The sequence below is a fragment of the Stenotrophomonas sp. YJH_SMC_131 genome, from assembly GCF_059367975.1.
In genome coordinates, this window is the sequence record NZ_JCAFRJ010000001.1 from 62,606 (window position 1) to 88,955 (window position 26,350).

A 26,350-nucleotide genomic window follows, 5' to 3' on the forward strand; every position below is an offset into this window, starting at 1 on the left:
GGTCACCAAGGGTTGGTCAGGTCGCCGTAATCCACGACGCTCTGCGGATACGGGTTGGACCAGGCTGAACAACCGCTGGCATTGCAGGCGCGCACAATCTGTACTTCCGCGCAGTAGACCGCGCCCTGGGCTTCGATTGAGCTCTCCGGACCGGAATACTCGAGCCTTCCGCCGTAGGCCATCATCTCGTAGTTGGTTGCACCCGGCATGCTGGTCCACTTCACCTCGCAGGAGATCTTGGTGGCGCGCCCCTCCTTCCATTGCGACTTGATGGAATGAATGAACTGCGGCGTACCCGGGGGCGGATTGGAAGCGACGACCACCGTGTTGGAGAAGTCACTGCAGCCAGAGATGTTGCATGCCCTTACGCGATAGGCGTAGTTGCCGAACACCAGACCATTGCGCTGCGACTGGGTCGAACCATCGTTCTGGACCGCCGTCCAGGTTCCGCCATTGACACTCTCATCCAGCAGGTAGCTGGCCGCCATGGCAACGCCCGTCCAATTCAACGTGACACTGCCCGACGAGGTTCCTGCGGGCGCACTCAGGCTGGGCGGTGCCGGTGGCCGGATCACTGAAACAACACTCGTCGCCGAGTACCCGCCCCACCCCGCATCGTTGCCGGCCCGGACGCGGTAGGCATAGTTGCCGGTCCCCTTGCCACCGAATGCCTGACTGGTGCTGGCCAGTGAGGCAACCTGTGCCCATGCACCATTGTTGAAGCTCTCCTCCAGTGCATAGCGCAATGCGCCGTCGACGCTGCTCCACGCAATCGTATAGTTGCCATCGAGACTCTGCCCCGGCACGTTGAGCGAAGGTGCCGCTGCAGGCGGATAGATCACCTGGGTCCGGGCAACATCTGATTCAGGACCACAGCCCGCTGGGTTACAGCCAAAGACCCGGTACCCATACGTCCCGGCCGGCTTGCCGGAGACCGCGAGACTGCGCGCCGCGCTCTCCTGCACCGTCTGCCAGGCGCCCGCTCCCACCTGCTCCTGCAGGCTATAGGTTGCCGCGCCCGCCGCTTCCGTCCAAGTAATGCTGTAGCTGCCATTGAATGCCGTTGCGGGCGCGCTTACAGCAGCCTTTGCCGCAGGAGGACGCTGCACCACGACACTGGCCGTCGCCGACCAGCCACTGCAGCTGTCCTGTTGGCAAGCGCGGACAGCATAGCCAAACGTTCCTTCCGCCTTCGCGGACGTGTTCCAGCTACGTTCGGCGCCGTTGTAGATCGTGGCCCAAGCTCCGCCAGCTGCCTGCTCTCGCAGTTCATAACGGCTGGCGTAAGACACCGCCGTCCACTGCAGTGCATAGGCACCGTTGTTGCTGAACGCGGGCGCGGTCAGGACCGGCGTAACCGGCGCGACGACCTGGATGGCCTGCGCCACCAGGCTGCCATTGAGGTGGATGTACTCGGTATTGCGGCCCTCCCGGGCATTTTCCTGCCGGCGCAGCACACCGTCGTTGCCGTACAGCGATCGAATGGTGGCACCGTCATTGGCGCCCGCCGACAGGATGCGCCGGCCATGTGCGTCGTATCGGTATCGCTCCGCGCTGGCCACACTGCGCAGGCGATTGCCGAAGTCGAAGCTGTAGCCGACGCCGTTGCGGCTGGAGAGGTTGCCCTGTGCGTCGTAGCTCAAGCCCAGAGTGGTGGCGCCTCCACTGTTCTGTACGTTGGTAAGCCGGTTATGGGTGTCGTACCAATAGACGTGATCCTTGACACCGGTCAGCGCGGCCGAACGCAGGTTGTCCACAGCATCGTAGGTGTAGCGGTACACGCCATCTCCGCCAAACGAAGGCGAGGTGGCCTGAATCAGACGATCCAGTCCGTCGTAGGCCATGGTGCGCGTGCGCTGCCCGTCCAGATTGTCGACGATACGCGCGACGTTGCCATTGGCGTCGTACTCATAGGTCGTGTCCAGCGCTCCGGCACTGTCGACCACCCGGGTAGGCAACTGGCGCTGGTTCTGCGCCATCGTGTGCACGATGCCATTGCCATAGGTGAATTGCTTCATGCCCCCATTGGCGTAGTAAGTCACCCCTGAGGCGTAGCCTCCCGCCTTGGTCGGCTGGCCCAGCGCGTTGGGCGCATAGTCAACGAAGCGCCCACTCGGATAGGTCAGGCCTGAAAGTGCGCCATTGGCGTTGTAGGCATATCCCAGCGACTGGATGCCGAGGGTACTGTCACTGGAGGTTTCGGCCGTCAACAACCCACGCTTGTTGTAGGTATAGGTGTTGATCGCCTGCGTCGTCCCCGCATCGTTTGCCGTGGTCACCGTGGCCGGCTTGCCGTCCCTTGTATACGTCCAGCCCTGGTTGCCATTCCCATCCGGGAACGCAAGTGTCGACAGCCGATTGCGCGCATCGTAGCCACGAACGATCCTGCGGGCCGCAACCGGTCCAGCATCAGCGTCGCATGCCGTGGTGCTGGAAAGGTCCAGGCCAGCTGCGCTCCAGGCAAGATTGCCCGCTGCGTCGTAACCCATCAGCGTTGCGCCGGTCTCCGGCTCCACACTCTTGCAGAGCTGCTGATGACCGTCATACACATAATTGCGGGCAATCCGGGCGCTGCCGTCCTGGTTGCGGCGCACGATCGAGCGCGGCTTGCCGAAGATGTCGCGATCGATATCGGTGAACGCGCCCGCCGGGTGAATGATCGACACCGGGGATTCCGTCGACGGCGCACCGAACGCCTGGAAAGTGGTCAGCGTCGTATTGCCCTTGGGGTCGACCACTTTCAAGCCGCCACCCGCCAGATAACTGGTCAGCGATGTCAGCAGACCGGCCTCGCTGTCGACGGACACCGAGGTCTGTCGCCCCAGCGCGTCGTAGCCGGTCCATGTACCTGTACTCAGCACAGCAGACTCGCCAGGGTGCGAGGCGAACACCTGCCGACCCGCTTCGTCGTAGGCAAACCTCTGGTAGCGCTGGGTCACGCCACGCGAGGACTCGTCATATTCCTCAGTCAGCAGCGGACGCCAGAAGGCATCGAAATAGACGTTGCGCCGCGCGTTTCCGGTTGCGACGGTCTGCCGCCAATGACCCGCTCCGATACCGTACTCGTCGCCGTTGATGGCGGTGAAACTCTGTGTCGTACGTGCCCAAGCCACACTGTCGCCCGCCGGCCAGTCGATGGTGGCCATGCGTCCCATTGCGTCATAGCCGTACTGGGTGGTTGCACCGTTCTCATCGGTAACGCTGCTGACCCAGCCATTGTCGTCCACCACCGCCGACTGCACAGCGCCGTCGGCAAACTGGATCTGCTGTGGCGTGCCGCGCTTCCAGCCGGAAAGCGTAGTGCGATTGCCACGACCGTCATCCACCATGGCCACGGTTCCGTCAGGGTTGTAGCCCAGTACCTGCTTCAACAACCCATACGAACGCACTTCCGTGGGCCGCATCAGGCCATCGAACGTCGTCTGCTCGACCACCACGCCGGTATTCTCGTTGGTGACCTTCGCGATCGCGCCCAGAATCCATCTGCTTCGGTCGTCCGCATACTGAGTGGCATCGGTGCGGCTGCCTAAAGGACTGGCGCTATTGACACGCAACGGGCGAGCCAGATCATCGAACAACAATATGCTGGTCTGGTAGGTCACGCCATCCTGCTGGATGGCCTCGGCCACGACCGGCCGCACCTGAGCTGTGCTCGGCTCGTCGCCACTGTAGATCATCCCGTGAAGCGGGGCGAATGGCTGTGATTTCACTTCGTCTTCGGTCATGTAGACCGAGGTGCTGCTCTTGACCACATTCCCGGCCGCGTCAATGACGCTGCTACCCAGCAGCCGCCCTTCATTCAGCGCGTACTGCGAGCCATAGCGGTAGGCCGTGCGGGTTCCGTCGGGATTTGAGATCGTGACCTGCTTTTCCTTCTTGCAGGTCGTGCAGGGGTAGATGGCTGCACCGCCCACGCCGCCCCAGAGCGGCTCGTAGCCGCTGCCATAGTCATAGCTCCACTGCAGCACCTTCGGCAGGCCCGGTCCCCAGATCTTCTTGGCTCTCAGCGAGACTACGTCGTAGAAAAACGGGGTGACGATTTCGTAGTAGTACGCCGACTGTGCGATCCGGCGGATGCACTCGCTGGCATGGACGCCACTGCGGTACTGGCGACCATTCGAAAACTGGAACTCACCCATCGCACCGGACGGATGCTTGATGGTCATGACCAGCGTACCGTCACGCTCCGGCGGCTGCTCCTGACAGGTCTCGTTGCTGTTGCCGTCCCAGTTCACCTTCTCCCAGGCGCGCAGCGCGCTGGAGTAGGCGTAGGACCAAGTGCTTCCATCGGGCTGGGTAACTGCGGTGAGGCGGTTCTGGCCTTCGACCTGACCGTAGCCATAGTTCCAGGTACGGCCCGCGGCAGTCACCGACACCAGAAGCGTGCCGCTGTAGGCCAGCGTGATCTCGCGGCCATCGCTGGACCAGATCCGGGTCGGGTGACCGTTGCCGTTGTACTCGTACTGTACCCAGTTGCCCGACCGGTCCTCTACACGGCTGGCCATGAGGTAGATGCGCGTGCGAGCGATCTTGGTCCTGTCTCCTTCGCCGCCCGAGCGCTCCAGCGTGCCGCCAAAGCGCGTGAACGCGGTATCGAAGAAGTACGACTCGCCCGAGGTGGTCCTGACCCGATAGCCCTCGCCAGCCAGACCCGACTTCATTGGAATACAGTCGATGGCATCGCGATGCGAGGTGCTCCACTTGCGTGCAACGCCGTCTGTCGGCATCGGCGTGTTGTTCCAGGCCCCCAACATGGTGCGATCACCACCACCCGGGACATGGATCATGTTGCCCTGCCAGACTTCGTTGAGCCGGAAGGAAATGGGCCACTGAGGCACCATGTCGCCACTGCAACGATTGTTCAGCCAGGCGCTCGCGCCGGGGAACATGCCGGTGATGTACGGCGTGTCGACCTCCCAGCCGCCCACACCATCGAGACTGGCGTTGAAGCTGCCACTCCCGACCAGGTCCATCTCGACACTGAACCGGCGCCGCATCTGCACCGGCAGGGCGTTGTTGCCTGGCAGGCTGACGTCGGTGACGGCAAACTCAGTCTTGCCGTTGTAGAGGCTGACGCTCTCGCCGAAAAGATCATCCTTCAGCGCCGTCAGGTTCTGGGCGGACTCAATGAGCTTGCGGTATTCCTGGTAGGGCTCGACTGCCGAGACCGAACCTGCGACCACGCACAGCGTCAGTGCCGTAGCAACGCGGCACTGCCAAGCAGCAACTCGCTTCACAATTTTCCCCTCGCGTCCGCATGCGTAGCCGCGCCAGGACGGCGCGACGTTGCTTCCATGCGACTCTCTCGTTCCTGATTCTAGGCGAGCGCTGCGAACAGATGGAAGGGGTCGTCAACGGCAATCATCTGGCACTTGCACGCGACCATTGAATTGCTTAATGCACCCACGCATGGCGTGGATCTACCGGTACGCCTGCACCTGCTTCCTCAGCAGATGCGGCACGATAAGCCGATGCACGGGTGCAACCGGCAGCATGTACACGCGCCCGAACGCGTTGTGCGTATGGACCACCGTCGCCACTTCCAGCACATCGCCCTGCCACTGCAGGGCCAGCTGCACACGCAGGTGGCGGTCGTCGTCTTCCAGCACGATGGCATCGTCATCCAGCGACTGCAGGGTGAAGATGCCCAGCCGTTGCCCCGGACGCGGCTGCGCGATGTCCTGTACCGCACGCAACGAGCCCAGGTGCTTCATGCCGAGCAGGCGCATGCCGCGATTGCGCAGTGCCATCAGCCCATCGAACCAGCCGGGAATGGTCGCCGCCATGTCGCGATAGGCCTGCAAGGCCGAGCGCCCATCACGACGGGTCGTCGCCTGGCAGGCGTGCACGAAGTCGGCGCCAGCCAGCTGTGGGCGCAGGATGCTGCCTGCACTCGGCGGGCCGGTCACCACCTGCGTACGGCTCACGGCTTCGGCCCCTGCCCCTCGTTGTCTTCCCAATGCAGGATGCGGCGGGTGACGAAGCGGTAGACCGGCTTGCCGGTGGCGAACCACAGCTCGCGCACCCAGGAGGTGCGCTTGAGCACCCGCTTTTCCACCGGGGTGAGCGACTCGCGGCAGTACATGCGCTTGTGCTTGAGCAGGTGGCGCAGGTCCTCACGGGCCAGCAGGCGCATCCAGCGCGAGCGCGGGTTGCCGATCACCGCCAGCTGGAAGTCGATCAGCGCCGGGCGGCCATCGTCGGTGACCAGCCAGTTGGCTTCCTTGGCCAGATCGTTGTGGGCCACGCCATTGCGATGCAGCTGCTGCAGCAGGCGACGCGCGGCGCGGAACCAGGCCAGGTCACCGCGAGGCGGACGCTGGTACATGGCGTCGCCGGCCATGAAGCTGCGGTCGAGATGACGTCCATCCCACGCCAGCAGCTGCGGCACATCGGCCATGCCGTGGATGTGGCGCAGTGCGCGTGCTTCACGGCGGGCCAGCCACCAGGCCGGCAGCCGCAACCACAGTGGTGTGGCGCCCAGATCACGGCGTACAAAGGAGCCGGCCGGCCCTTCCACAAGGAGGATGCGACCGAAGCTGTCGGCCTTCAGGGCGTGCGAGGGCGTGTCTGACGAATGCGGCATGTGCCCATTCTAGGCGATGGCGCCCGTTGCAAACGGTCACCAAGCGGCTGGGAACCAGTCACCTTCACGCCCCTATAATCGGGCAATGGACTCTTCATGGATCGACGCCACCCTCGCGTGGATTGCCGCTCACCCCGTGCTGGCGGGTGCCGTTATCTTCCTCATCGCCTTCTGCGATGCGGTGATCATTCTCGGCGCCATCGTGCCGGCCCTGCCGCTGCTGTTCGCGGTGGGCGTGTTCATCGGGCTGGGCCAGATCTCCGGGCCGTATGCGGTGGCGGCAGCCGCACTGGGCGCATTCGCCGGTGATGGCATCAGTTACTGGATCGGGCGCCGCTGGGGTGACCGCCTGCGTGGCGTGTGGCCCTTCAGCCGTTACCCGCAGCTGCTCGACCGCGGCGAAAACCTGTTCCGCCGCAATGCTTTCAAGAGCATCCTGGTAGCACGCTACGTGGGCGCGATCCGGCCGTTCGTGCCGGCCATCGCCGGCATGATGAAAATGCCGGCCAGCCGCTACATGCAGGCCAGTGGCATCGCCAGCATTTCGTGGGCGGTGCTGTTCCTGGCACCGGGCTGGGTGCTCGGCGAGGCCTACGACGCGGTAGCCGCCGTCGCAGGGCGCCTGGTGGTGGTGGTCGGCCTGCTGGCAGTGATCCTCGGCCTGGTCTGGGCCATCGTGCTGTACGGCTACCGCTGGTCGGCCGCGCGCATGGACAACTGGCTGGCGCGGCTGCTGGACTGGTCCAACCGACACCCGACGCTGGGCCGCTACACCGTCGGTGTGCTGGACCCGAAGCGCCGCGAGTCGGTGCCGCTGGCGATGCTGGCGCTGATGCTGCTGGTGCTGGGCTGGGGCTGGTTCGCGCTGCTGACCGTGGTGGTCGCCCATGGCGAGCCGCTGGCGATCGACCTGCTGGTGCACCAGGCCATGCTGGCGCTGCGCAATCCGCTGGCCGATTACCCGATGGCCGCGCTGGCATCGCTGGGCGCCTGGCAGGTGTTGTTGCCGGCCACCGCTGCAGCGATGGGCTACCTGATCTGGCGCCGCCGCTGGATGGCAGCCGCGCACTGGCTGGCCGCGCTTGCCTTCGGCCTGGCGTTGACCATGCTGCTCGGCGCAACGGTGGATGTGGTGCGACCGGTCGATGCCAGCAGTGGCTTTGGCTTCCCGTCGGTGTCGGTGACCATGGCCACCATCACCTTCGGCTTCTTCGCGGTGCTGATCGCCCGCGAGATGCCTGGCCGCACCCGTGTCTGGCCGTACCTGGTGTCGGGCATCGTGGTCAGCCTGATCGGCTTCTCGCGCCTGTACCTGGGCGCGCACTGGCTGAGCGATGTGATCGGCGGCATGCTGTTCGGTACGTTCTGGCTGCTGGTGCTGGGCATCGCCTACCGCCGCCGCTTCAACCGCTCGTTCTGGGTGAAGCCGGTGGCGTGGCTGTTCTACGGTGTCTTCGCCGTGGCGGCGATGTGGTACGCGCCGCGCCACATTCCGGTGAAGCTGGAACGCTTCGAGCCGACCCTGCCGGCGGCGCAGGCGATGGACATGCAGGCCTGGTGGCAGCACGACTGGGCGACACTGCCGGCGCGCCGCAACGAGTTCGACGACGACCAGCGCTGGCCGCTGGACGTGCAGGTGGCGGGCCCGCTGGCCCCGCTGCAGGCGCAGCTGGAAGCACGCGGCTGGAAGCGGCAGGAACAGGCCGGCTGGCAGGAGGCGCTGCTGATGCTGGACAAGAACACGGGTGCCGACGAACTGCCGGTGCTGCCAGCCACGCTGGACACGCGCGTGGAAGCGCTGTTGATGGTGCGCCCGGGTACACACCGCGATGAGCGCTACGTACTGCGCCTGTGGCCAGCCCCTGCGCAGTTGCAACCGGGCAATACGCCGCTATGGCTGGGCAGTGCGCAGACCCTGCGCTACGAGCGTCATTTCGAGTGGATCGGCATGTGGCACCCGCTGCGTGGCGTCGACCCGGCGCTCAACGCAGTGAAGGACGCCGTGCAGGACCTGCCGCAGCGCGAGGATGTGCACAGCGAAACCGGGTTGCCGGTGCTGCGGTTGAAGACCACGGCGCCCTGACCGGCACCGGTGCGCGATCACCCACTGTAGAGCCGAGCCCATGCTCGGCTGCTCTTCGCGGGAACCATCAAGCCGAGCATAGGCTCGGCTCTACAGTAGATCAGTAGATCCACGCCGTGCGTGGATGGCATTCCACGCATGCCCCAGCGTGTGCACCAAGGTGCACACCCACCCAAGGCAGGCTGCTACGGCATCCAGCCCAGCAACTGCTGCAATCGCTGGTGCGGGTCGTCCATCTGCAGCAGCTGCAGGCGCTGCTGCTCGCTCAGCGGCAACAGCTCGGCCAGCCGCCAGCCGACCCAGCTGGCCTGGTCCAGCAACGCCGGGTTGGACGGCGCATAAGCCTCGCCGGCCTGTTCGATGATGTGCCCCAGCACCGTGGCCAGCAGCGCGTGCTGTGGTCGCAGTTCGTCGTCCGGGTCTTCCTCGCACCAGCGCACGTCGGCCACCACCAGGCCGTTGTCGCGCACGCGGGTACGCTCCACATGGAAACGGCGGGTGCCGCGCAGGCGAAGCTGCAGCACGCCATCGGCACCGACATCGAAGTCTTCGATGCGCACCTGCACACCGTAGGCCGCCGGCGTCGCCGGTGCGCCGACTTCCTCGCCATCGAGGATCAGGCAGACACCGAACCCCTCACCACTGCGGCCGCTGTCGCGGACCAGGTCCAGATAGCGGCGCTCGAAAACACGCAGGCCCACCGCCGCACCCGGCACCAGCGTGGTGTGCAGCGGAAACAGCGGCAGCGGGCTGTCGACGCTCATCGGGCCTGCAACGCGGCGAGGAAGCGGCGCGGGGCGCCGTCGAAGCCACCGTTGGACATGAACACCACGTGGTCGCCGCTACGCACGCTGGACTGCAGCTGCGCCAGCAATGCGTCGGTATCCGGCACCGCGTGGGCGTCACCACGTACCGCAGCGATCACCGCAGCGGCATCCCAGGCCAGTTCCGGGCGATGCAGGAACACCACTTCATCAGCCAGCGCCAGCGACGGTGCCAGTGCCTGCGCATGTGCGCCCAACCGCATCGAGTTGCTGCGCGGTTCCATCGCAACCACGATGCGCGCATCGCCGACCCTGGCACGCAGGCCCTCCAGCGTGGTGGCGATCGCGGTGGGGTGATGGGCGAAATCGTCGTAGACGGTGATGCCGCCATGGCTGCCGATCACTTCCATGCGGCGCTTGACGCTGCGGAAGCGCGCCAGCGCCGGGATCACCGTGGCCGGCGCCACGCCCACTGCATGCGCAGCGGCCAGCGCGGCCAGCCCGTTGAGCACGTTGTGGCGGCCCAGCAGCGACCACTGCACGTCGCCCAGCGCCTGCCCACGATGGTGCACGCGGAACGCGCTGCCATCGGCGGCCAGCAGCTCGGCATGCCACTCCAGCGACGGATCGAAACCAAACCGCTCGACCGGGGTCCAGCAGCCCATCGCCAGCACTTCGGCCAGGCGCTGATCCTCGCCGTTGACGATCAGCCGCCCACGTGCGGGCACGGTACGCACCAGGTGGTGGAACTGGCGCTGGATCGCCGCCACGTCCGGGAAGATGTCGGCGTGGTCGTATTCAAGATTGTTGAGGATGGCCACCAGCGGCCGGTAGTGCACGAACTTGCTGCGCTTGTCGAAGAAGGCCGTGTCGTACTCATCGGCTTCGACCACGAACTCGCGGCCCTGGCCCAGGCGCGCGGAGACCCCGAAATCCTCGGCGACGCCGCCGATCAGGAAGCCGGGCGAGCGCCCTGCACTTTCCAGCAGCCAGGTGAGGATGGTGGTGGTGGTGGTCTTGCCATGGGTACCGGCCACGGCCAGCGTGTCGCGGCCCGGCAGCACCTGCTCGGACAGCCACTGCGCGCCGGATATATAGCGCTGGCCGGCATCGAGCACGGCTTCCACGGCGGCATTGCCGCGCGACAGCGCGTTGCCGATCACCACCTCGTCGGTGCCGGCCGGCACGCTGTCGGCACGGTAGCCCTGGTCCAGGGTGATGCCCAGCTGTTCGAGCTGGGTCGACATCGGCGGGTAGATGGCCTGGTCGCTGCCGCTGACGGAATGCCCGAGTTCCCGCGCCAGGGCGGCCACGCCGCCCATGAAGGTGCCGGCAATTGCAAGGATATGTACGCTGCTCATGACCGAGGATTGTGACCGATGACGGCTGTATAGGGCCAATGTCCGCTATCGGGTAAGACAACCCCTACACGGGATGTGAGAAAACTCCAATCAGCTGTCAGGGAATTCCCGATAGCGATGTTCTGTGAACCCGGACACAATTCGAACTGCCAGCCGCAGTACCCGAACCGGTCCTACTCCCCAAGAGGCCATCCCCAAGGGAGCTCATGCTGCGGGGCCCTGAGCAAGCCCTTCGCTGGCGCCTGTCAAACGACACAGGCCTGATCCTCGCGGACCAGGCCTGTGTTTTTTTGCGCCCGGGGAGCCGGCAATTCGCGCCGGCCCGGCCGGATCAGGCCTTGATTGCCGCCAGGATGCGGGCTTCGATCTCGTCCAGCTCACCGACGCCATCGACGCGGGCCAGGGTGCCACGGCCGGCGTAGAAATCGACCACCGGGGCGGTCTGCTCGTTGTAGACCTGCAGGCGCTGGCGCACCGCTTCCGGATTGTCGTCGGCGCGGCCCTGCTCCTTGGCACGACCGGCGATGCGATCCACCAGCAGCTCGGTGGCCACGTCCAGCTGCACCACGGCGTCCAGCGGCTGGCCGATCTTGGCCAGCAGGCCGTCCATCGCATTGGCCTGGGCCACGTTGCGCGGGTAGCCATCGAGGATGAAGCCCTTGGCGACATCAGCCTGGGTCAGGCGCGACTCCAGCATGCCCAGCAGGATGTCGTCCGACACCAGGTTGCCGGCATCCATCACCGTCTTGGCCTGCTTGCCCAGCTCGGTGCCGGCGGCGATTTCCGCGCGCAGCATGTCACCGGTCGAAATGTGGGCGATGCCCAGCTTTTCCTTCAGGCGCGTCGCCTGTGTCCCCTTGCCCGAACCGGGCGGTCCCAACAGAACCAATCGCATTTGACCTGACTCCAACGTGTTGAAAACAAAGAAGGTTCGCGTCCCGGACGGTCCGGTATCGCTGCACCGCAATAGCGCCACTTTACCGCATCCGGGTAATGTCCCTGCAATGTCCCCTCCCCCGAGCAGGTAGAAGCATGCGCAACGGTACTCTCCTTTATGCCCAGTCCGGCGGTGTCACCGCCGTCATCAACGCCACGGCGGCGGCGGTGATCGAGCAGGCGCGGGCCAAGGGCATCAAGGTCCTGGCCGCCCGCAACGGCATCCTCGGCGCCCTGCGCGAGGAGCTGATCGACACCAGCAAGGAGAGTGCCGCGGCCATCCGCGCGCTGGCCCATACCCCGGGCGGTGCCTTCGGCTCGTGCCGGGTCAAGCTGAAATCGCTGGACGCCGACCGCGCCCGCTACGACCGCCTGCTGGAGGTGCTGCGCGCGCACGACGTGCGCTGGTTCCTCTACAACGGCGGCAACGACTCGGCCGATACCGCGCTGAAGGTCTCGCAGCTGGCCAAGGCCTCCGGCTACGACCTGACCTGCATTGGCGTGCCCAAGACCATCGACAACGATCTGGCGGTGACCGACACCTGCCCCGGCTTCGGCTCGGCGGCCAAGTACACCGCCGTCTCGGTGCGCGAGGCGGCGCTGGACGTTGCGGCGATGGCCGAGACCTCCACCCGCGTCTTCATCTACGAGGCGATGGGCCGCCACGCCGGCTGGCTGGCCGCGGCCGCCGGTCTGGCTGGCAACGGTGATGACGACGCACCGCACATCATCCTGCTGCCCGAGCGCGCCTACGACGAGGCTGCATTCCTGGCCAAGGTGAAGGCCGTGGTCGAGCGCGTCGGCTACTGCGTGGTGGTGGCGTCGGAAGGTATCGCGACCGCAGATGGCCGCTTCGTCGCCGACGCAGGCGGCGGCAAGGACTCGTTCGGTCACTCGCAGCTGGGCGGCGTGGCGGCGCACCTTGCTGCACGGGTCAAGGACCAGCTGGGCCTGAAGGTGCACTGGGCGCTGCCCGACTACCTGCAGCGCTCGGCCCGCCACCTGGCCAGCAGGACCGACTGGGAGCAGGCACAGGCGGTCGGCAAGGCCGCCGTGCAGCTGGCACTGAAGGGCCAGAACGGCGTGATGCCGGTGATCGTGCGCAGCAGCGATGCGCCCTATCGCTGGAAGATCGAAGCGGCCCCGCTGTCGAAGATCGCCAACCACGAGAAGAAGATGCCAGCCGGCTTCATCCGCCGCGATGGCTTCGGCATCACCGCCAAGGCGCGCGCCTACCTGTCGCCGCTGATCAAGGGCGAAGCGCCGCTTCCCTATGGCACCGACGGCCTGCCGAAGTACGTGACACTGAAGAACGTGGCGGTGAAGCAGAAGCTGCCGGCCTTCGAGGGCTGAAGTGTGCCTGCGTCCTGTGCGGCGCACAGGGCGCATTGCGGCGGCCGCCGAAGCGCCCCACAATCGGGCTCCGGCCCGGGGCAAAGGGGCCGCTGCAAGCCAGATTCGACGCTGCCCGGCCCTCAAGGCCCGGGCCCGTGCTGCCATTCCACAAGGACTGTAACCATGAAGCACCCGATCCTGATCGCCGCGCTGCTGTGCGGTGCTGCCGCGCCGGCCTTCGCTGCGACCTGCGAAAGCAACTTCCAGAAGAAGGGCAATCCCTTCGTCGGCACTACCTTCACTTCATCGGTCACCCATCCGGACCTGACCGTGGCCAGCGCCATCGGCCAGATGCGGGTGATCGCCAAGAACGCCAACATGGACGTCCTCAGCGAGGACGTGGAAGGCGGCTCGATGCTGATCGAAGAGCCGGAATCCATGGCCCACAAGCCGATTCCGATGATCATCAGTGCCACCTCCGAAGGCGGCCAGGGCACCGTCGGCATGGTGGTGAAGGTCAACAAGGGCGCCATCGCCCCGGCCGACGGCGTGCGCGAAGAAATGTGCAAGCTGCTCAACCAGATCAAGCCAGGCAAGGCGGGCGAACAGGCGGCCAAGGCCACTCCGCAGGCCTCGGTGGTGACCATTGCCGCCGACCGCTTCGGCTTCCAGCTGCGCAACCAGAACAAGGACAACCCGGCCGCGGTCGAGCCGCGCTACAAGGGCAAGACCTACGCCATCACCGGTCGCATCACCACCGTGCTGCGCAGTGGCGGCACCTACAACACCAGCTTCGACCTGCCCAGCGATGGCAGCATCGATTTTGAGCGTGTGGCCATTTCCTGCTCGTTCGCAGCCAACCAGGCCGCGTATGCGCTGGCCCTGCGCCCGCGCGAGAAAGTAACGCTGACCGGCGTGGTCGACAGCTACGACCAGATCGGTCGGGTGTTGTGGCTGAAGGACTGCCGCGGCAACTGACCGCTGCCGGCATGGGAAAAGGCCCGGGTGCGCAGGCGCCCGGGCCTTTTCGTTTCCCCAGCGGTTCACGCCTGGCGCACGTGCATCGCAGGATGATGGACGCCCCGCCTGGAGGTCATCATGGCACTGCGTGTTGTTCGTCTCGGCAGCCCGCGCCAACCCGGTGAGGGCCTGCGCATCGGCACCGTGCGGCGACCACCGCGCGGCGTGCCCCGCAGCGAATTCGCGAAACGGGACTGGTACGACGTCTGGTTCCCGACTCTGTCACCCAGCGCGGAGCTGGTGAAACAGGCCCATGAGGCGAAGACCGCCGCCGACTGGACTGCGTTCTTCCGCCACTACAAGGCCGAGATGAAAGCGCCCGATGCCGCGCACGCGCTGGACCTGCTGGCCGCGATGTCGCAGCACAGCGACCTCAGCGTGGGCTGCTACTGCGAGGACGAAGCGCATTGCCATCGCAGGGCGTTGCGCGAGCTGCTGGTGGCGCGCGGGGCGACGCTGGCGGAGTGAGATCAGCCGGATGCCGGCCAGCGGCCGGCACTACCACCCGTGGACGACTGCGTGGGCGCAGCGCACGCATCATCTCAATTGCAGGCCTTGCCTTCCATCTGCAGCTGCGCGGCGAACATCGTCACCTGCGGAATCTGGCCGGCTGCCGCCTGCTTCTTGGCCTCTTCCAGATAGATGCGCGACTGGCCCTGCCCATCCAGCTCGACCTTGTTGCTCGACGGCAGGCGCCACACCCGCACCACCGCCTGCTGCGCCGGGCATGCCGCGTTGGGCACGCGGATCACATCGTTGAGCTTCCAGCCCTTGTCGGCACTCGGCTGTGCCTTGGTGTAGTCGACGAAGCGCGCACGTGGCTGGCACTGCTCGCTGGTACGCACGGCGGAGAAGCGGTACGGGGCGGCGGCATCGCCGGTGAACGCACCTTCCAGGCGTGCGCAGGCCTCGGGAATCTGCCGCAGCGTATGCACCGCGCCCACCGCCTGGGGTGCGCCCACGGCACGCTGCAGCTCCGGGGTTTCCGCAGCGAGTGCCGGCACGGCCGGGGCCAGGGCGGCGAGCATCAACAGGGACAGGCGCATGAGGGATCTCCATCGGGACTCCGCGCAGGCTTGCAGAGGCTGGCTTAACGGGGTGCAAAGGCCGGTGGCTCGCAAATCATGCCCTTGCCTGGCGGCGGGTCCGCGCGCATGTCGACGCGTTCATTGGCAGGGCGCCCACGGGTCATGCGGCGCGGCTCCCACGGGCCAGTCGAGCATGGCTCGACTCTACAAAGAGCGGCACGCATACTGCGGGCACCAGGGAATGCTGAACACCGCCATACGTCGGACGACCACCAAGGTCGGTACGGGTTGGTTCCAGGCTGCAGCCCGTCGTCCCCCTCGTGGTGCCGTTCATCGCCACTGGATGCCTACATCCATTCTGCGGAGGGGTCTAATGCTGGAACGTCACGGGCTGTCACTGGCGCTGGGCTGCGCCATTCTCGCGATCCTGTTCGGAATCGTCTCGGCGCGCTGGATCCTGCGCCAACCCACCGGCAATGAGCGCATGGTTGCGATCGCCACCGCGATCCAGGAAGGTGCGCGTGCCTACCTCAACCGTCAGTACCTGACCATCGGCATCGCCGGCGTGGTGCTGTTCGTGCTGGTCGGGGTGTTCCTCAGCTGGTACACCGCGATTGGTTTCGCGGTCGGTGCGGTGCTGTCCGGCGCCGCCGGCTACATCGGCATGAACGTGTCGGTGCGCGCCAACGTGCGCACCGCGGAGGCGGCGCGCCAGGGCATCAGCGCGGCGATGGACGTCGCCTTCCGCGGCGGCGCGATCACCGGCATGCTGGTGGTCGGGCTGGGCCTGCTGGGCGTGGCAGGCTACTACGCACTGCTGCTGCGCATGGGCCTGCCGATGGAGCAGGCGCTGCACGCGCTGGTCGGGCTGGCGTTCGGTTCGTCGCTGATCTCGATCTTCGCGCGGTTGGGCGGCGGCATCTTCACCAAAGGAGCCGACGTCGGCGCCGACCTGGTCGGCAAGGTCGAAGCCGGTATTCCCGAAGATGATCCGCGCAACCCGGCGGTGATCGCCGACAACGTCGGTGACAACGTCGGTGACTGCGCCGGCATGGCCGCCGACCTGTTCGAGACCTACGCGGTGACCGTGATCGCCACCATGCTGCTGGGCAGCCTGATGCTGGCCGAGGCCGGCGCCAACGCGGTGCTCTACCCGCTGGTGCTGGGCGGCGTATCGATCATCGCCTCGATCATCGGTGCGCTGTTCGTCAAGGTGAAGCCGGGCGGCTCGATCATGGGTGCGCTGTACAAGGGCGTGATCGTCTCCGGCGTGCTGGCGGCGATTGCGTTCTATCCGATCACCACCGGGCTGATGTCCGACAACGTGCATGGGCCGATGGCGCTGTATGGCTGCGCGTTGATCGGGTTGGTGCTGACCGGGCTGATCGTGTGGATCACCGAGTACTACACCGGCACCCAGTACAAGCCGGTGCAGCACGTGGCGCAGGCCTCGACCACCGGCCATGGCACCAACATCATCGCCGGCCTAGGCATTTCGATGAAGTCCACCGCGCTGCCGGTGGTGGCGGTGTGTGCGGCGATCTGGGGAGCCTTCGCGCTGGGCGGCCTGTACGGCATCGCCATCGCCGCTACTGCGATGCTGTCGATGGCCGGCATGATTGTCGCCCTCGATGCCTACGGCCCGATCACCGACAACGCCGGTGGCATCGCCGAAATGGCCGAGCTGCCCTCGGAGATCCGCGACATCACCGATCCGCTGGATGCAGTGGGCAACACCACCAAGGCAGTGACCAAGGGCTATGCGATCGGATCGGCGGCGCTGGCCGCACTGGTGCTGTTCGCCGACTACACCCACAACCTGCAGGCGGCCAATCCCGGCCAGGAGTTCCGCTTCGATCTCAGCGACCACACGGTGATCATCGGCCTGCTGATCGGCGGCCTGATTCCCTACCTGTTCGGTGCGATGGCGATGGAAGCGGTCGGCCGCGCCGCCGGTGCGGTGGTGGAGGAAGTGCGCCGCCAGTTCCGCGAGATCCCCGGCATCATGCAGGGCACCGGCAAGCCCCAGTACGACAAGGCGGTGGACATGCTGACCCGCTCGGCGATCCGCGAAATGATCGTGCCGTCATTGCTGCCGGTGGCGGTGCCGGTGGTGGTCGGCTTGCTGCTGGGGCCACGCGCGCTGGGCGGCCTGCTGATCGGCACCATCGTGACCGGCCTGTTCGTGGCCATTTCGATGACCACCGGCGGCGGTGCCTGGGACAACGCCAAGAAGTACATCGAGGACGGCCACTTCGGCGGCAAGGGCAGCGAGGCGCACAAGGCCGCGGTGACCGGCGATACCGTCGGTGACCCGTACAAGGACACCGCCGGCCCGGCGATCAATCCGCTGATCAAGATCATCAACATCGTGGCGCTGCTGCTGGTGCCGCTGCTGTAGATCCGCGCCATGGGTGGATGACGGCCTCGATGGGGTCAGAGCCCTTTCCTGCGGAAAGGGATCCGACCCCACCGTCAATCACCGCCCACGCAGGAAGAACGACACCGGCACCATCACTTCCACCGGGTCGCCGGCCATTTCGGCCGGCGGCGCCGGCAGCGGGCTGGCCCGCTGCACGGTGTCCAGCGTCTCCTGGTCGAGCAGCGCGAAGCCACTGCTGCGGCCCAGTTTCAACCCCGAGACCGCGCCATCGCGGGCCACGGCAAAGCGCACGTAGACCACGCCCTGCTGGCGCAGCCGCTCGGCCTGGCGTGGATAGCGCCGGTGCTGCTGCAGGTGCCCGAGCAGGCGTCCTTCCCAGGTCGCCTCGGCACGACTGCGCTCACCCGCCGTGGTCTGCGGCGCGGTGTAGCGTGCGGCAGCGTCGGCGGCCACCTGCGGCGGTGCGCTGGTCTGCGCGACGTTGGCATCGGCGCTGTCCGGCGCGGGCGCTGGTTCCGGCGCTTCTGGCGGAGGCAGCTCACCCTGCGGCTGCACGGGTGCCTTGGGTTGCTCACGCACGGCTGGCGCTGGCGCCTGCTGCCGCTGCTGTTGCTGCTGCAGCGGCCCGGTGGCGACCTCGCGCGGCGGCGCCGGCGGTGCCTGCGCCATCGGCGCCAGCTCCAGCGTCAGCGCTGCCGGGGGAGCGGTTGCAGCCTGCACCGGTGCGCGCGCCACCCACCAGCAGGCCGCGCCGATCAACAGCGCGTGCACCAGCAGTACGATCGCCAGGCTGGTCGCCCAGCGCCGCAGTCCGCTCATTGCGTGCGCTGCTCCAGGCCGACCAGTGCCACCTTCAGGTAACCGGCCGCACGCAATGCATCCAGCGTGGCCATCAGTTCGCCGTAGGGCACGTGGGTATCGGCGCGCAGGAAGATACGCTGCGCGGTGTCACTGTGGGTGGCCGCCTGCAATGCAGCCGCCAGCCCGTCGCGCGCTACGGCCTGTTCGCCAACGCGAAGCGACAGATCGGCCTGCACAATCACATACACCGGCGCCTGTTCGGGCGGCGTGGCACTGGCGCTGCTGGCCGGCAGCTGCACCGGCACCGACACCGTGGCCAGCGGTGCGGCCACCATGAAGATGATCAACAGCACCAGCATCACGTCGATGAAGGGCGTGACATTGATCTCGTGCGCTTCTTCGGGGGCATCGTCGCGGTCGGACGCGGTCCTGATCGCCATCGTCGCGCCTCAGTGCACCGCGCGCAGCGGCGCCGCAGCGGCACGCGGGACGGCACGATCAAGATCGCGCGACACCAGCTGCTGCACGGCGGCCGACAGATCGCCGAGCAGCCCCCGCAGGCCGGCCAGCACGCGGCTGAAATGGTTGTAGACCAGCACCGCGGGAATCGCCGCGACCAGGCCGAGCGCTGTCGCCAACAGGGCCTCGGCGATGCCGGGCGCAACCACCGCCAGGCTGGTGGTGTTGCTGTGGGCGATGCCGATGAAACTGTTCATGATCCCCCACACCGTACCGAACAGGCCGACGAACGGCGCCACCGCGCCGATGCTGGCGAGCGCGCCGATACCGCGCCGCTGCACGCGCGCGGTTTCCAGCTCGATGCGTTCCAGGCGCGAGGCGACGCGCTCCTTGATGCCGTCGTGGCTGTCCAGCTCCTGCGACAGGCGCAGTTCGGTGCGTGCAGCGTCCAGCATCGTCAGTGCAGCGCCCTGTTGCAGGGTCGCTTCTTCGCTCTGCGTCGGCAGCTGTGCGGACTGCAGCAACAGCGCGCGTGCCGCACGCAGCTGCCGGGCCTGCCGCGCCAGCTCCCAGCCCTTGGCCAGCAGCACGGTCCAGGTGGCCAGCGACGCCAGTGCCAGCGCGATCATCACGGCCTTCACCACTACGTCGGCGGCCAGGTACATGCCCCACGGGGTCAATGCGGGGGCGGCCACAGGGGCCAGGTCAGCAGGCAGCATCGTCTCGGTTTCCATCAGCATCAGGGGTCGCTGCGCGACGGCGGGTCGCACGCGGATCATTGGCGTCGTCCACTTCCACGACCGGATGGGGCTGCAGCCGCGGCGCGGGTCGGCTGAGCACGTAGCCGGCGCTGACCGCGAAGAACAGGCCCACGCCCAGCAGCAGGCGCCACGACGGGTGCGCTCCCCAGCAGAACAGCGCAAAACCGACGGCCATGCCGGCACTGGCGAATGCCTTGCCCTTGCGCGACACCGCACCCTGCTCACGCCACAGCCGCAGTGACGGGCCGTAGCGCGGATGCGCCAGCAGGCGCCGCTCGAACTTCGGCGAGCTGCGTGCGAAGCAGCCCACGGCGAGGATCAGGAAGATGGTGGTCGGCATCACCGGCAGCAACGCGCCGATCACCCCGAGGCCGACCATCAACCATCCCAGCGCGAACCAGAGCCAACGCATCAGCGCTGCATCCGCAGGCGGGCACCAGGCATCAGGCGAATTCCACTTCGACGTGGCCGTGCACGCTGCGGAACGCGGCGTCGGCCGCATCGATCACCTGCTGCTCCTGCCTGGCACTCAGCGGTACCGCGTCCAGCGCAGCGGTGAACTCGCGCCAGTGGCGCGCCGCGCCATCCGGATGCGCGGCCAGGTGGCGGGCGCCGAAATCACGATCCAGGCCGAGCCTGGCGGCCATCTTGTACAGCACGGTGCCGCCCAGGTTGGACCCTTCGGCCACATACAGCCACCCCAACGCGGCGGGCAGTTCCAGATCGGACGGCAACGCCGCGATGTCGGCCCCGGGCAGCGTCTGCTCCAGATCCTGCAGGTCGCGCGCCACCTGGGCCAGGCGGCGGCGCTCGCCCAGGTCCGGCAGCAGTGCGTCCAGCGCAGGGTTGGCATACAGCGCATCGATGCTGCGATGGAAGCGATACTGCACGCGCAGGAACCGGGCGAAGTTGCTGCGGTCAGCGAAGATGTCACCGGCCATGATGCGCTTGTCCAGGGCGCCATGGCTGTCGCGGGTGGCGGCCTTGAGCCGCAGGCTGCGGCTGTCTTCAGGGGCGATGTGTGCGTTCATGGGGGATGCCAAGGGGGTCGTCCTGCTGTAGACGTTCGCCACGGGGCTTTCCCCAAGGCTATGTGCGCCGATAATGGCGCATCCCTTCTTACCGCAGGAACCGACGATGATCACCACCGAACCGCGCATGACCAACCTGTTCCTGCAGCTGGGCCTGGACGCCAGCGCCGAGGGCATCGCCCGCTTCATCCGCGAGCACCAGCTGGCCACCGATGTGGAAGTGGTCGAGGCACCGTACTGGAACGATGCGCAGCGCCAGTTCCTGTCCGAGTCGCTGCAGGCCGATGCGGCATGGACCACCGTGGTGGATGAGCTGAACGAGTCGCTGCACGAGGACGCGGTGAAGGCGGCGACGGGGCTGTAAGTGTCCTGATGGGGGCGCCGGGCATGGCCCGGCCCCTCCCTGTAGATCCACACCATGTGGAGATGAATTCCCTTGCCAAGAGAATTCTAGACCTCAGTCGCAATCGGCCCTCGATGAAGCGCGTCATTTCCATCACCATGAGCGCGGTAGCAAGGCTGATCCATCCATGGCGAAAGCAGCGAACATCAACTACATCCATTACCTCTACTACCCGCTGTTGTCCATGTCGGACGATGAATTGGCGGCGTTCGAGATAAACGATGCGCAGGACAGAGCTTGGTTGTTCGGTGAGATGAGCAAAATTTTGGAGACATTTGGTCCCGCTGCCCGTGCTCATGTCCGCAGCGCTCTAGGCTTCGTTGCAGGGACGAATGGCGTTGAAGATCACTGGCGAAACCTGATTCCACACGAACTTCCGCTTGGCGAGGTCGAGAACAGGGCTTGCTACGTGAGCGAACTGTTTTTCGGCCTTTTCCATCGCCTCCCGGTTGAAGAAGACTGGACGGATGTCGAGCTCTCACTGGACGTTCCAGCCGACGGATTGAGAACCAATATGTAGCGCGGCGGCTCCGGGAAAGCGGAGTCTTCCCCACGTCAAAGGCGGTGCGGACCAAGGTCCGCACCCACCAAAGGCGCTCTGCGCTGGTGATCAGTACTTCCAGGTCAACGCCAGCCGGGCCGTACGGCCCGGTGCCGGCATCACGCCCAGGGCCAGCGGGTCCAGGTAGTAACGATCGGTCAGGTTGTCCACGCCGGCTTCCACCGAGAGCTGGTCGTTGAAGCTCCAGCTGGCGAACAGGTCGACCAGCGTGGTCGGCCGGTACAACTGCTGGATCGCCGACAGGCCCACGTTCCAGTCCTTGTCCAGCTTGCTGATCGGGCCGGCGTTGTGGACCACGCGGGTGCCGAAGGCCAGGCGCTCGTCGAACAGGCGCGAGCCCAGGGTCAGGTTGACCATGTAGCGCGGCGGGTTCTGCGTGTTGGTGTAGGAGCCTTCGAAGCCGCCGTCCACGCAGTCGGGCGTGTTGGCCAGCTCGCCGTTCCTGCGCTGCGCCCCATAGGCACGGCGCTCGGCGGCGATGTCCGGCGCGCAGGTCTTGGCCTTGAAGTAGTAGTGCGCGGACAGATCGGCAAATACCTTGCCGCTGTCATAGCTGGACTGGAACTCCATGCCCGAAACCTTGAACTGGTCGACGTTGCGGATCAGGCCCGCCGACAGCGTGCGGTAGTCACGGGTGATCAGGTCGTCGATGCGGGTATCGAAATACGCCAGCTTCAGCGCCACGCGGTCGCCGGCAGTGAACAGGTCGTAGCGGAGGGTGCTGGCGCCGATTTCCCAGCTGCGCGCGCGCTCCGGCTTAAGCTCGCCCACCGGTTTGGCGGCGGTGAACAGGCCCAGCGTGGTCTCGAACAGGCTCGGCAGCTTGGTGCCTTCGGCGTACTTCACGTAGACCATGGTGTCTTCGCTGAAGCGATAGGCCACGCTGGCGGTCGGCGAGAACGCGCTGTCGCGGCGGCGGATCGGCTGCGACCAGTTCCAGCTGACCGGCACTTCCAGATCCTGCGCCTTGCCAGCGTCGTAGAAGTTCCAGCCACCGATGTCGGCCACCGTGCCCTTCTTGTACGGCGAGGCCAGCAGCGATTCCCGGGTGAAGTTGCCGTTGGCATCCGGGTACCAGTTCAGCAGCGCGATGCGCTTGGCCCGCCACGACGGCAGCGCCGGATTGCCATTGAGCAGCTCGGTGTAGCGGTACTGGCCCTGCACCTCATAGGCATCAGGCGTGGCCAGGCGGTTGCGGTCATGCACATCCACGCGGTTCCAGCGGCCACCGGCCAGCAGCTCCCAGTGCTCATCGGGCTGCCACTTCAGCGAGGCCACCGCGCTGTATTCCTTGCGCTCGGCGTTGCGCAGGAAACGGTTGTTGACCAGATCGTCGTGCATGACCGGCCCCGAACTGCCCGGCGCGATGTCTTCGTCGCTGTAGGACAGGCCGTAGTCCAGCGTGAACGCGCCGGCCCGGGTGTCGAACTTCGAGGTATTGCTGACATCCAGGCCGAAGCGCTTCTGTCGCAGCGGATTGCGGTAGGCATCCTTGTAGCCGGGGTCGCCACTGAAGCTGGGCGCGTCGTACCACTCGGTGCGGCGGTCGAAGTACCACGGGGTGATGCCGGTCAGGCTGTTGTACATCACGCTGTCGGTGTCGGTGTACGCGGCGTTGACGCGCAGGTCGATCAGCTCGCTGTCCGGATTGAAGCGGTAGCGCAGGCTGTAGCTGTCCATGTCGACGTGGCCCGGATCCCACTGTGGAATGCGGTCACGATCCACGCGGATGATCTGCGAGGCCATGATCTCGCCGGCAGTGCCTTCATAGCGGCGATAGCCGGCTTCCAGCGTCTGCGTGTCGTCGATGCGCCAGGTACCCTTGAGCAGCGCCGACTTCGAGCGCGAAGAGGTATTGAAAACCTCGGTGCGCGGCGGATTCAGCGGCGCCAGCGTGCGCCGATCCTGCGGGAAGTCGTCGTAGCCGTGGCGGCCGGAGAAGTAGTTGCCGTTGTCACGGTAGGCGTAAGCGGCGACCAGATCGAAGCGGTCCCAGTGCCCTGCGGCGGCCACGTTGAAGAACTGGCTGCCGGTGGCGCTGCGATCGGTGCGCGGTGCCGCACTGTAGGACGGCAGGCTGTTGGCACTGCCATTGGCCAGGCCGCCGCGCACGCGCACGCCGACGTCGCGGCCCTCGCGCAGCACGTCACCGATCTTCAACGTCTCCATCTCGACCACGCCGCCGATGCCACCGGACGCGTTGGGCTGCAGGCTCGGCCCCTTGGTGATGGTCAGGCTGGAGATCAGGTCCGGGTCGAGGTAGGTGCGCTGCGACTGGCCGGCGTAGCCACGGTAGGTATCCATGCTGGACTGGCCACCGTCGATGATCACCGGCACGCGGCCCTGGCCCTGGATACCGCGGATGTTGACGTCGAAGCCGTTGCCCACGCGCGGATCACCGGCGGTGACACCGGCCACACCCTTGACGATGTCGCCGTTGGAGGTGCCGCGGAAACGCTCCAGATGCGTGCGATTGAGCGTGGTGGTCGAACCCACGCTGCGATAGCTGTCGAGCAGGCGTGCTTCATCACTGGTCGCGCCGCTCCCGACGCGGTCGCCGGCCACACTCAGCGTGTCGGTGACGATCACACCACTGTCGGCCTGCAACGGCGTTGCCGCTTCCAGGGTGACCGCATCGGCGCTGACCCGGCGCACTGCCAGGCCACTGCCCTGCAGCAGCTGCTGCAGCGCCTCGTTGGCCGACAGGCTGCCGCCGACCGCGCGAGAAGTTACGCCACGTGCCAGCGATGCGGGATAGACCACCTGCACACCGGACTGGCGCATGTAGCTGCGCAGCGCGTCATCCAGCGGTTGCGCCGGAATATCGAAGCGCAGCACGGCCGCGTGGTCGCTGCTGGCGCTCTGCGCCAGTACGGACGGCGCGGCACTGGCCAGGCCGGCGGCGAGCAACGCGATGCACAGGCGGGACGGGCGCAGCACGCGGCCCGGGCGATGGAAGTCGAACATGGGGGAACCTGTCAGGTAATCGGTGCCGCGAACGCGGCGTCATCCGCAACACGGGCGGACACGGCGACGTACGTGGCGGCGGCGGGTACGTTCGCGGAGTAAGACGGATGAAAGCGTGGCAACCCCAAGGGGATTTGCAGTCGAAGCAGGTGCCGACGGTTGCGCGCCCGGTTGCAGTGGTGGGTGCCGACGGTTGCGTGGCTGGTTGCAGTGGTGGGTGCCGACCGTTGGTCGGCACCGGGGCAATGGCGTGGATCTACCGATGGACGATGGCGACGCCGAGCGGCAGCCGGGTCACCTGCAATCTAGCCGTCGCGGCCAGCGCATCCAGCGCCTGTTCCGGGCGGTCGATGCGCAACGCCGCGCTTACCGCCGGCAGCTGCGATAGATCACCACGCACGAAGGTCGGGCCAGCGCGATAGCGCCCCACCCATTGCACCGCGTCAGCGACGCGGGCCTGTTCCAACAGCAGCTCGCCCTGACGCCAGGCGCCGACGCTGTCGGCCGCAACGTCCCCCAATCGCCTCACACCACTGTGTTCACCGTAGGCCGCGCGCTGGCCCTGCTGCAGGTAGGTCCAGCCACCGTCAACCGGGCTGGCCATCCGTACCCTGCCCTGCCCGACCTGGGTTTCCACCTGGTCGTGGCCCCGCGCCACGGTGAAGGCGGTCGAGATGTCCTCGACCACGCCATTGCCGGCGCGCACGCTGAAACGTCGCTGCGCATCCGGACTGACCTCGAACCAGGCACGCCCGCGCAACAGCTCGACCTGGCGGGCGTTCGCATCAAAGTGCACGGCAATCGCACTGTCGGCGTCCAGCACCGCACGGCTGCCATCAGGCAGCAGTACGTTCTGCACCTGGTGCGTGCTGCGGTGATCGGACTGCAGGCGCAGCCACGCCTCCGGCCATGCCACCAGCATCGCCAGCATTGCCGCCGCAGCCATGGCCCAACGCCGTCGGCGCGGGCGTCGACCAGCCACGCGGGCCGGCTGCGCTCGCGGCCCGACGCTGCGCCACAGCGCGCGCTCGTGTTCGAAGGCCCTGCGGTGCCCCGGCTGTTGCAGCCAGTGTTCGAACGCCTGCATGCGCGCGTCGCTGATATCGCCCGAGGCCAGCCACGCGATCCAGTCCCGGGCCTGCTCGGCCAGGGCATCGTCATTGGCGGCAGGCAGCATGTTCGGCGGGCTCATCGGCTGGCGGACAGGCGCATTCAAGCGCGGGGCGGAGAAACTGGACCGCATCCACGGTCCAATGATCAAGACGTTTGCGCGAAGGCCAGCCCCAAGGCGGCGCGATCATCGGCCGCTGCGGGCCCAGGCCAGGCGCTGCAGCGCGGTGCGTACGTGATTCTCCACCGTGGTCACCGATACCCCAAGGCGGCGTGCGATCTCGGCCTGGGTCAGGCCCTGAAGGCGGTTGAGCCGGAAGATGGTGCGGGTCGGCTCCGGCAGATGGCCGGCCGCGTCGAGTACCCGCTGCAGCTCGTCCTGCGCCATGGCCTGCTCTTCGGTCGAGATCACCTCGTCCGGCCCCCACAGGTAGTGATCGGCCAGCAGGCGGTTGCGCCGGGTCGACTCGCGGCCGTGGTCGGTGGCGAGGTTGGCGGCCAATCGATACAGATAGGCGCGTGGGTTGTCGATGGCTTGGCTGTCATCGACCCCACGGGCCTTGAACCACACCGCCTGGATCACGTCCTCGGCGCCGTTGTCGCCCCCCAGAATACGTTGCACCCGGCGCAGCAGCGCTGGCCGCTCGCGGATCAGCAGTTCGGTGAGGGAGGCAGCATTGGAGGACATGCGCGGAGCCGGGACGACAGACGGGAGGCGCCGCGCATGCTACTCCGCAAATGCGAATCAGTCACGTTTGCA

22 protein-coding genes are annotated in these 26,350 nt (G+C 66.6%); 7 read left to right on the plus strand and 15 right to left on the minus strand.

The window, feature by feature from the left end:
- Positions 1-2: 2 nt before the first annotated feature.
- The 3 genes from AC5P56_RS00290 to AC5P56_RS00300 all read right to left on the minus strand — a co-directional run bounded on the left by AC5P56_RS00290 (position 3) and on the right by AC5P56_RS00300 (position 6,586).
- Positions 3-5,237 (minus strand): RHS repeat protein, encoded by a 5,235-nt coding sequence (locus AC5P56_RS00290; RefSeq protein WP_495231381.1) that lies wholly within the window; start codon positions 5,235-5,237, stop codon positions 3-5.
- Between the two features lie 183 nt (positions 5,238-5,420).
- Positions 5,421-5,927, minus strand: coding sequence for a DUF2867 domain-containing protein (locus AC5P56_RS00295; protein ID WP_041863783.1), 507 nt, complete (start codon positions 5,925-5,927; stop codon positions 5,421-5,423).
- A complete protein-coding gene (locus AC5P56_RS00300; RefSeq protein ID WP_014648307.1) occupies positions 5,924-6,586 on the minus strand; it encodes a serine/threonine-protein kinase in 663 nt (220 codons plus the stop codon). Before AC5P56_RS00300 ends, AC5P56_RS00295 begins: the two co-directional genes overlap by 4 nt.
- Positions 6,587-6,671: 85 nt before the next feature.
- On the opposite strand from AC5P56_RS00300, the gene AC5P56_RS00305 reads away from it, so the two are divergent.
- Positions 6,672-8,669, plus strand: a complete 1,998-nt coding sequence (locus tag AC5P56_RS00305) for a bifunctional DedA family/phosphatase PAP2 family protein (protein ID WP_046432354.1) — start codon at positions 6,672-6,674, stop codon at positions 8,667-8,669.
- A 185-nt stretch (positions 8,670-8,854) separates the two neighbouring features.
- Here the strand turns inward: AC5P56_RS00305 and AC5P56_RS00310 are convergent, their stop codons facing one another.
- The 3 genes from AC5P56_RS00310 to AC5P56_RS00320 all read right to left on the minus strand — a co-directional run bounded on the left by AC5P56_RS00310 (position 8,855) and on the right by AC5P56_RS00320 (position 11,689).
- Positions 8,855-9,433, minus strand: coding sequence for an LON peptidase substrate-binding domain-containing protein (locus tag AC5P56_RS00310; protein WP_032956024.1), 579 nt, complete (start codon positions 9,431-9,433; stop codon positions 8,855-8,857).
- Complete coding sequence (gene mpl / locus AC5P56_RS00315) at positions 9,430-10,794, minus strand: UDP-N-acetylmuramate:L-alanyl-gamma-D-glutamyl-meso-diaminopimelate ligase (protein WP_014648310.1); 1,365 nt, start codon at positions 10,792-10,794, stop codon at positions 9,430-9,432. Before mpl ends, AC5P56_RS00310 begins: the two co-directional genes overlap by 4 nt.
- A gap of 331 nt (positions 10,795-11,125) precedes the next feature.
- Positions 11,126-11,689 (minus strand): adenylate kinase, encoded by a 564-nt coding sequence (locus tag AC5P56_RS00320; RefSeq protein WP_032956019.1) that lies wholly within the window; start codon positions 11,687-11,689, stop codon positions 11,126-11,128.
- A 137-nt stretch (positions 11,690-11,826) separates the two neighbouring features.
- On the opposite strand from AC5P56_RS00320, the gene AC5P56_RS00325 reads away from it, so the two are divergent.
- From AC5P56_RS00325 to AC5P56_RS00335, 3 genes are all read left to right on the plus strand, one after another.
- Positions 11,827-13,083, plus strand: a complete 1,257-nt coding sequence (locus AC5P56_RS00325) for a 6-phosphofructokinase (protein WP_134809255.1) — start codon at positions 11,827-11,829, stop codon at positions 13,081-13,083.
- 165 nt (positions 13,084-13,248) lie between these two features.
- Entirely contained in the window at positions 13,249-14,043 is a 795-nt protein-coding gene (locus AC5P56_RS00330; RefSeq protein ID WP_046432358.1) for a hypothetical protein, read from the plus strand.
- Positions 14,044-14,163: 120 nt separating this feature from the next.
- Positions 14,164-14,553: a DUF488 domain-containing protein gene (locus AC5P56_RS00335; RefSeq protein WP_014648313.1), complete on the plus strand. Its 390-nt coding sequence runs from the start codon at positions 14,164-14,166 to the stop codon at positions 14,551-14,553.
- Positions 14,554-14,627: 74 nt separating this feature from the next.
- Here AC5P56_RS00335 and AC5P56_RS00340 read toward each other — a convergent pair whose 3' ends face one another.
- Positions 14,628-15,131 carry a hypothetical protein gene (locus tag AC5P56_RS00340; protein ID WP_014648314.1) on the minus strand — a complete coding sequence of 168 codons (504 nt, stop codon included), beginning with the start codon at positions 15,129-15,131 and terminating at the stop codon, positions 14,628-14,630.
- Positions 15,132-15,486: 355 nt separating this feature from the next.
- Between AC5P56_RS00340 and AC5P56_RS00345 the strand changes: the two genes are divergently transcribed.
- On the plus strand, positions 15,487-17,514 hold the full coding sequence (locus tag AC5P56_RS00345; protein WP_032956016.1) for a sodium-translocating pyrophosphatase: 2,028 nt from the start codon (positions 15,487-15,489) through the stop codon (positions 17,512-17,514).
- A 78-nt stretch (positions 17,515-17,592) separates the two neighbouring features.
- On the opposite strand, the gene AC5P56_RS00350 is transcribed toward AC5P56_RS00345, so the two are convergent.
- The 5 genes from AC5P56_RS00350 to AC5P56_RS00370 are packed head-to-tail and all read right to left on the minus strand — an operon-like array spanning position 17,593 to position 20,548.
- Complete coding sequence (locus AC5P56_RS00350; RefSeq protein ID WP_046432361.1) at positions 17,593-18,315, minus strand: energy transducer TonB; 723 nt, start codon at positions 18,313-18,315, stop codon at positions 17,593-17,595.
- Positions 18,312-18,737, minus strand: a complete 426-nt coding sequence (gene exbD / locus AC5P56_RS00355; RefSeq protein ID WP_197606365.1) for a TonB system transport protein ExbD — start codon at positions 18,735-18,737, stop codon at positions 18,312-18,314. The genes AC5P56_RS00350 and exbD overlap by 4 nt, the downstream gene beginning before the upstream one ends.
- Positions 18,738-18,746: 9 nt before the next feature.
- Positions 18,747-19,475 carry a tonB-system energizer ExbB gene (exbB, locus tag AC5P56_RS00360; RefSeq protein ID WP_014648318.1) on the minus strand — a complete coding sequence of 243 codons (729 nt, stop codon included), beginning with the start codon at positions 19,473-19,475 and terminating at the stop codon, positions 18,747-18,749.
- On the minus strand, positions 19,462-19,929 hold the full coding sequence (locus AC5P56_RS00365; RefSeq protein ID WP_169412120.1) for a YbaN family protein: 468 nt from the start codon (positions 19,927-19,929) through the stop codon (positions 19,462-19,464). Before AC5P56_RS00365 ends, exbB begins: the two co-directional genes overlap by 14 nt.
- Positions 19,930-19,960: 31 nt before the next feature.
- Positions 19,961-20,548, minus strand: coding sequence for a biliverdin-producing heme oxygenase (locus AC5P56_RS00370; protein WP_075076023.1), 588 nt, complete (start codon positions 20,546-20,548; stop codon positions 19,961-19,963).
- Positions 20,549-20,654: 106 nt separating this feature from the next.
- Here AC5P56_RS00370 and AC5P56_RS00375 point away from each other — a divergent pair, with 106 nt between their 5' ends.
- Together AC5P56_RS00375 and AC5P56_RS00380 are read left to right on the plus strand one after the other, a co-directional pair.
- The gene (locus AC5P56_RS00375) at positions 20,655-20,912 is read left to right on the plus strand and encodes a DUF2789 domain-containing protein (RefSeq protein WP_006390068.1); all 258 of its coding nucleotides are present in this window, start codon (positions 20,655-20,657) and stop codon (positions 20,910-20,912) included.
- Positions 20,913-21,078: 166 nt separating this feature from the next.
- Positions 21,079-21,471, plus strand: a complete 393-nt coding sequence (locus AC5P56_RS00380) for a hypothetical protein (RefSeq protein WP_227864227.1) — start codon at positions 21,079-21,081, stop codon at positions 21,469-21,471.
- Between the two features lie 90 nt (positions 21,472-21,561).
- Here AC5P56_RS00380 and AC5P56_RS00385 read toward each other — a convergent pair whose 3' ends face one another.
- The 3 genes from AC5P56_RS00385 to AC5P56_RS00395 all read right to left on the minus strand — a co-directional run bounded on the left by AC5P56_RS00385 (position 21,562) and on the right by AC5P56_RS00395 (position 26,278).
- Positions 21,562-24,480, minus strand: a complete 2,919-nt coding sequence (locus AC5P56_RS00385) for a TonB-dependent receptor (RefSeq protein WP_495231383.1) — start codon at positions 24,478-24,480, stop codon at positions 21,562-21,564.
- Between the two features lie 256 nt (positions 24,481-24,736).
- A complete protein-coding gene (locus AC5P56_RS00390; RefSeq protein WP_346601646.1) occupies positions 24,737-25,672 on the minus strand; it encodes a FecR family protein in 936 nt (311 codons plus the stop codon).
- 105 nt (positions 25,673-25,777) lie between these two features.
- Positions 25,778-26,278, minus strand: a complete 501-nt coding sequence (locus tag AC5P56_RS00395) for an RNA polymerase sigma factor (protein ID WP_014038389.1) — start codon at positions 26,276-26,278, stop codon at positions 25,778-25,780.
- Positions 26,279-26,350: the final 72 nt, after the last annotated feature.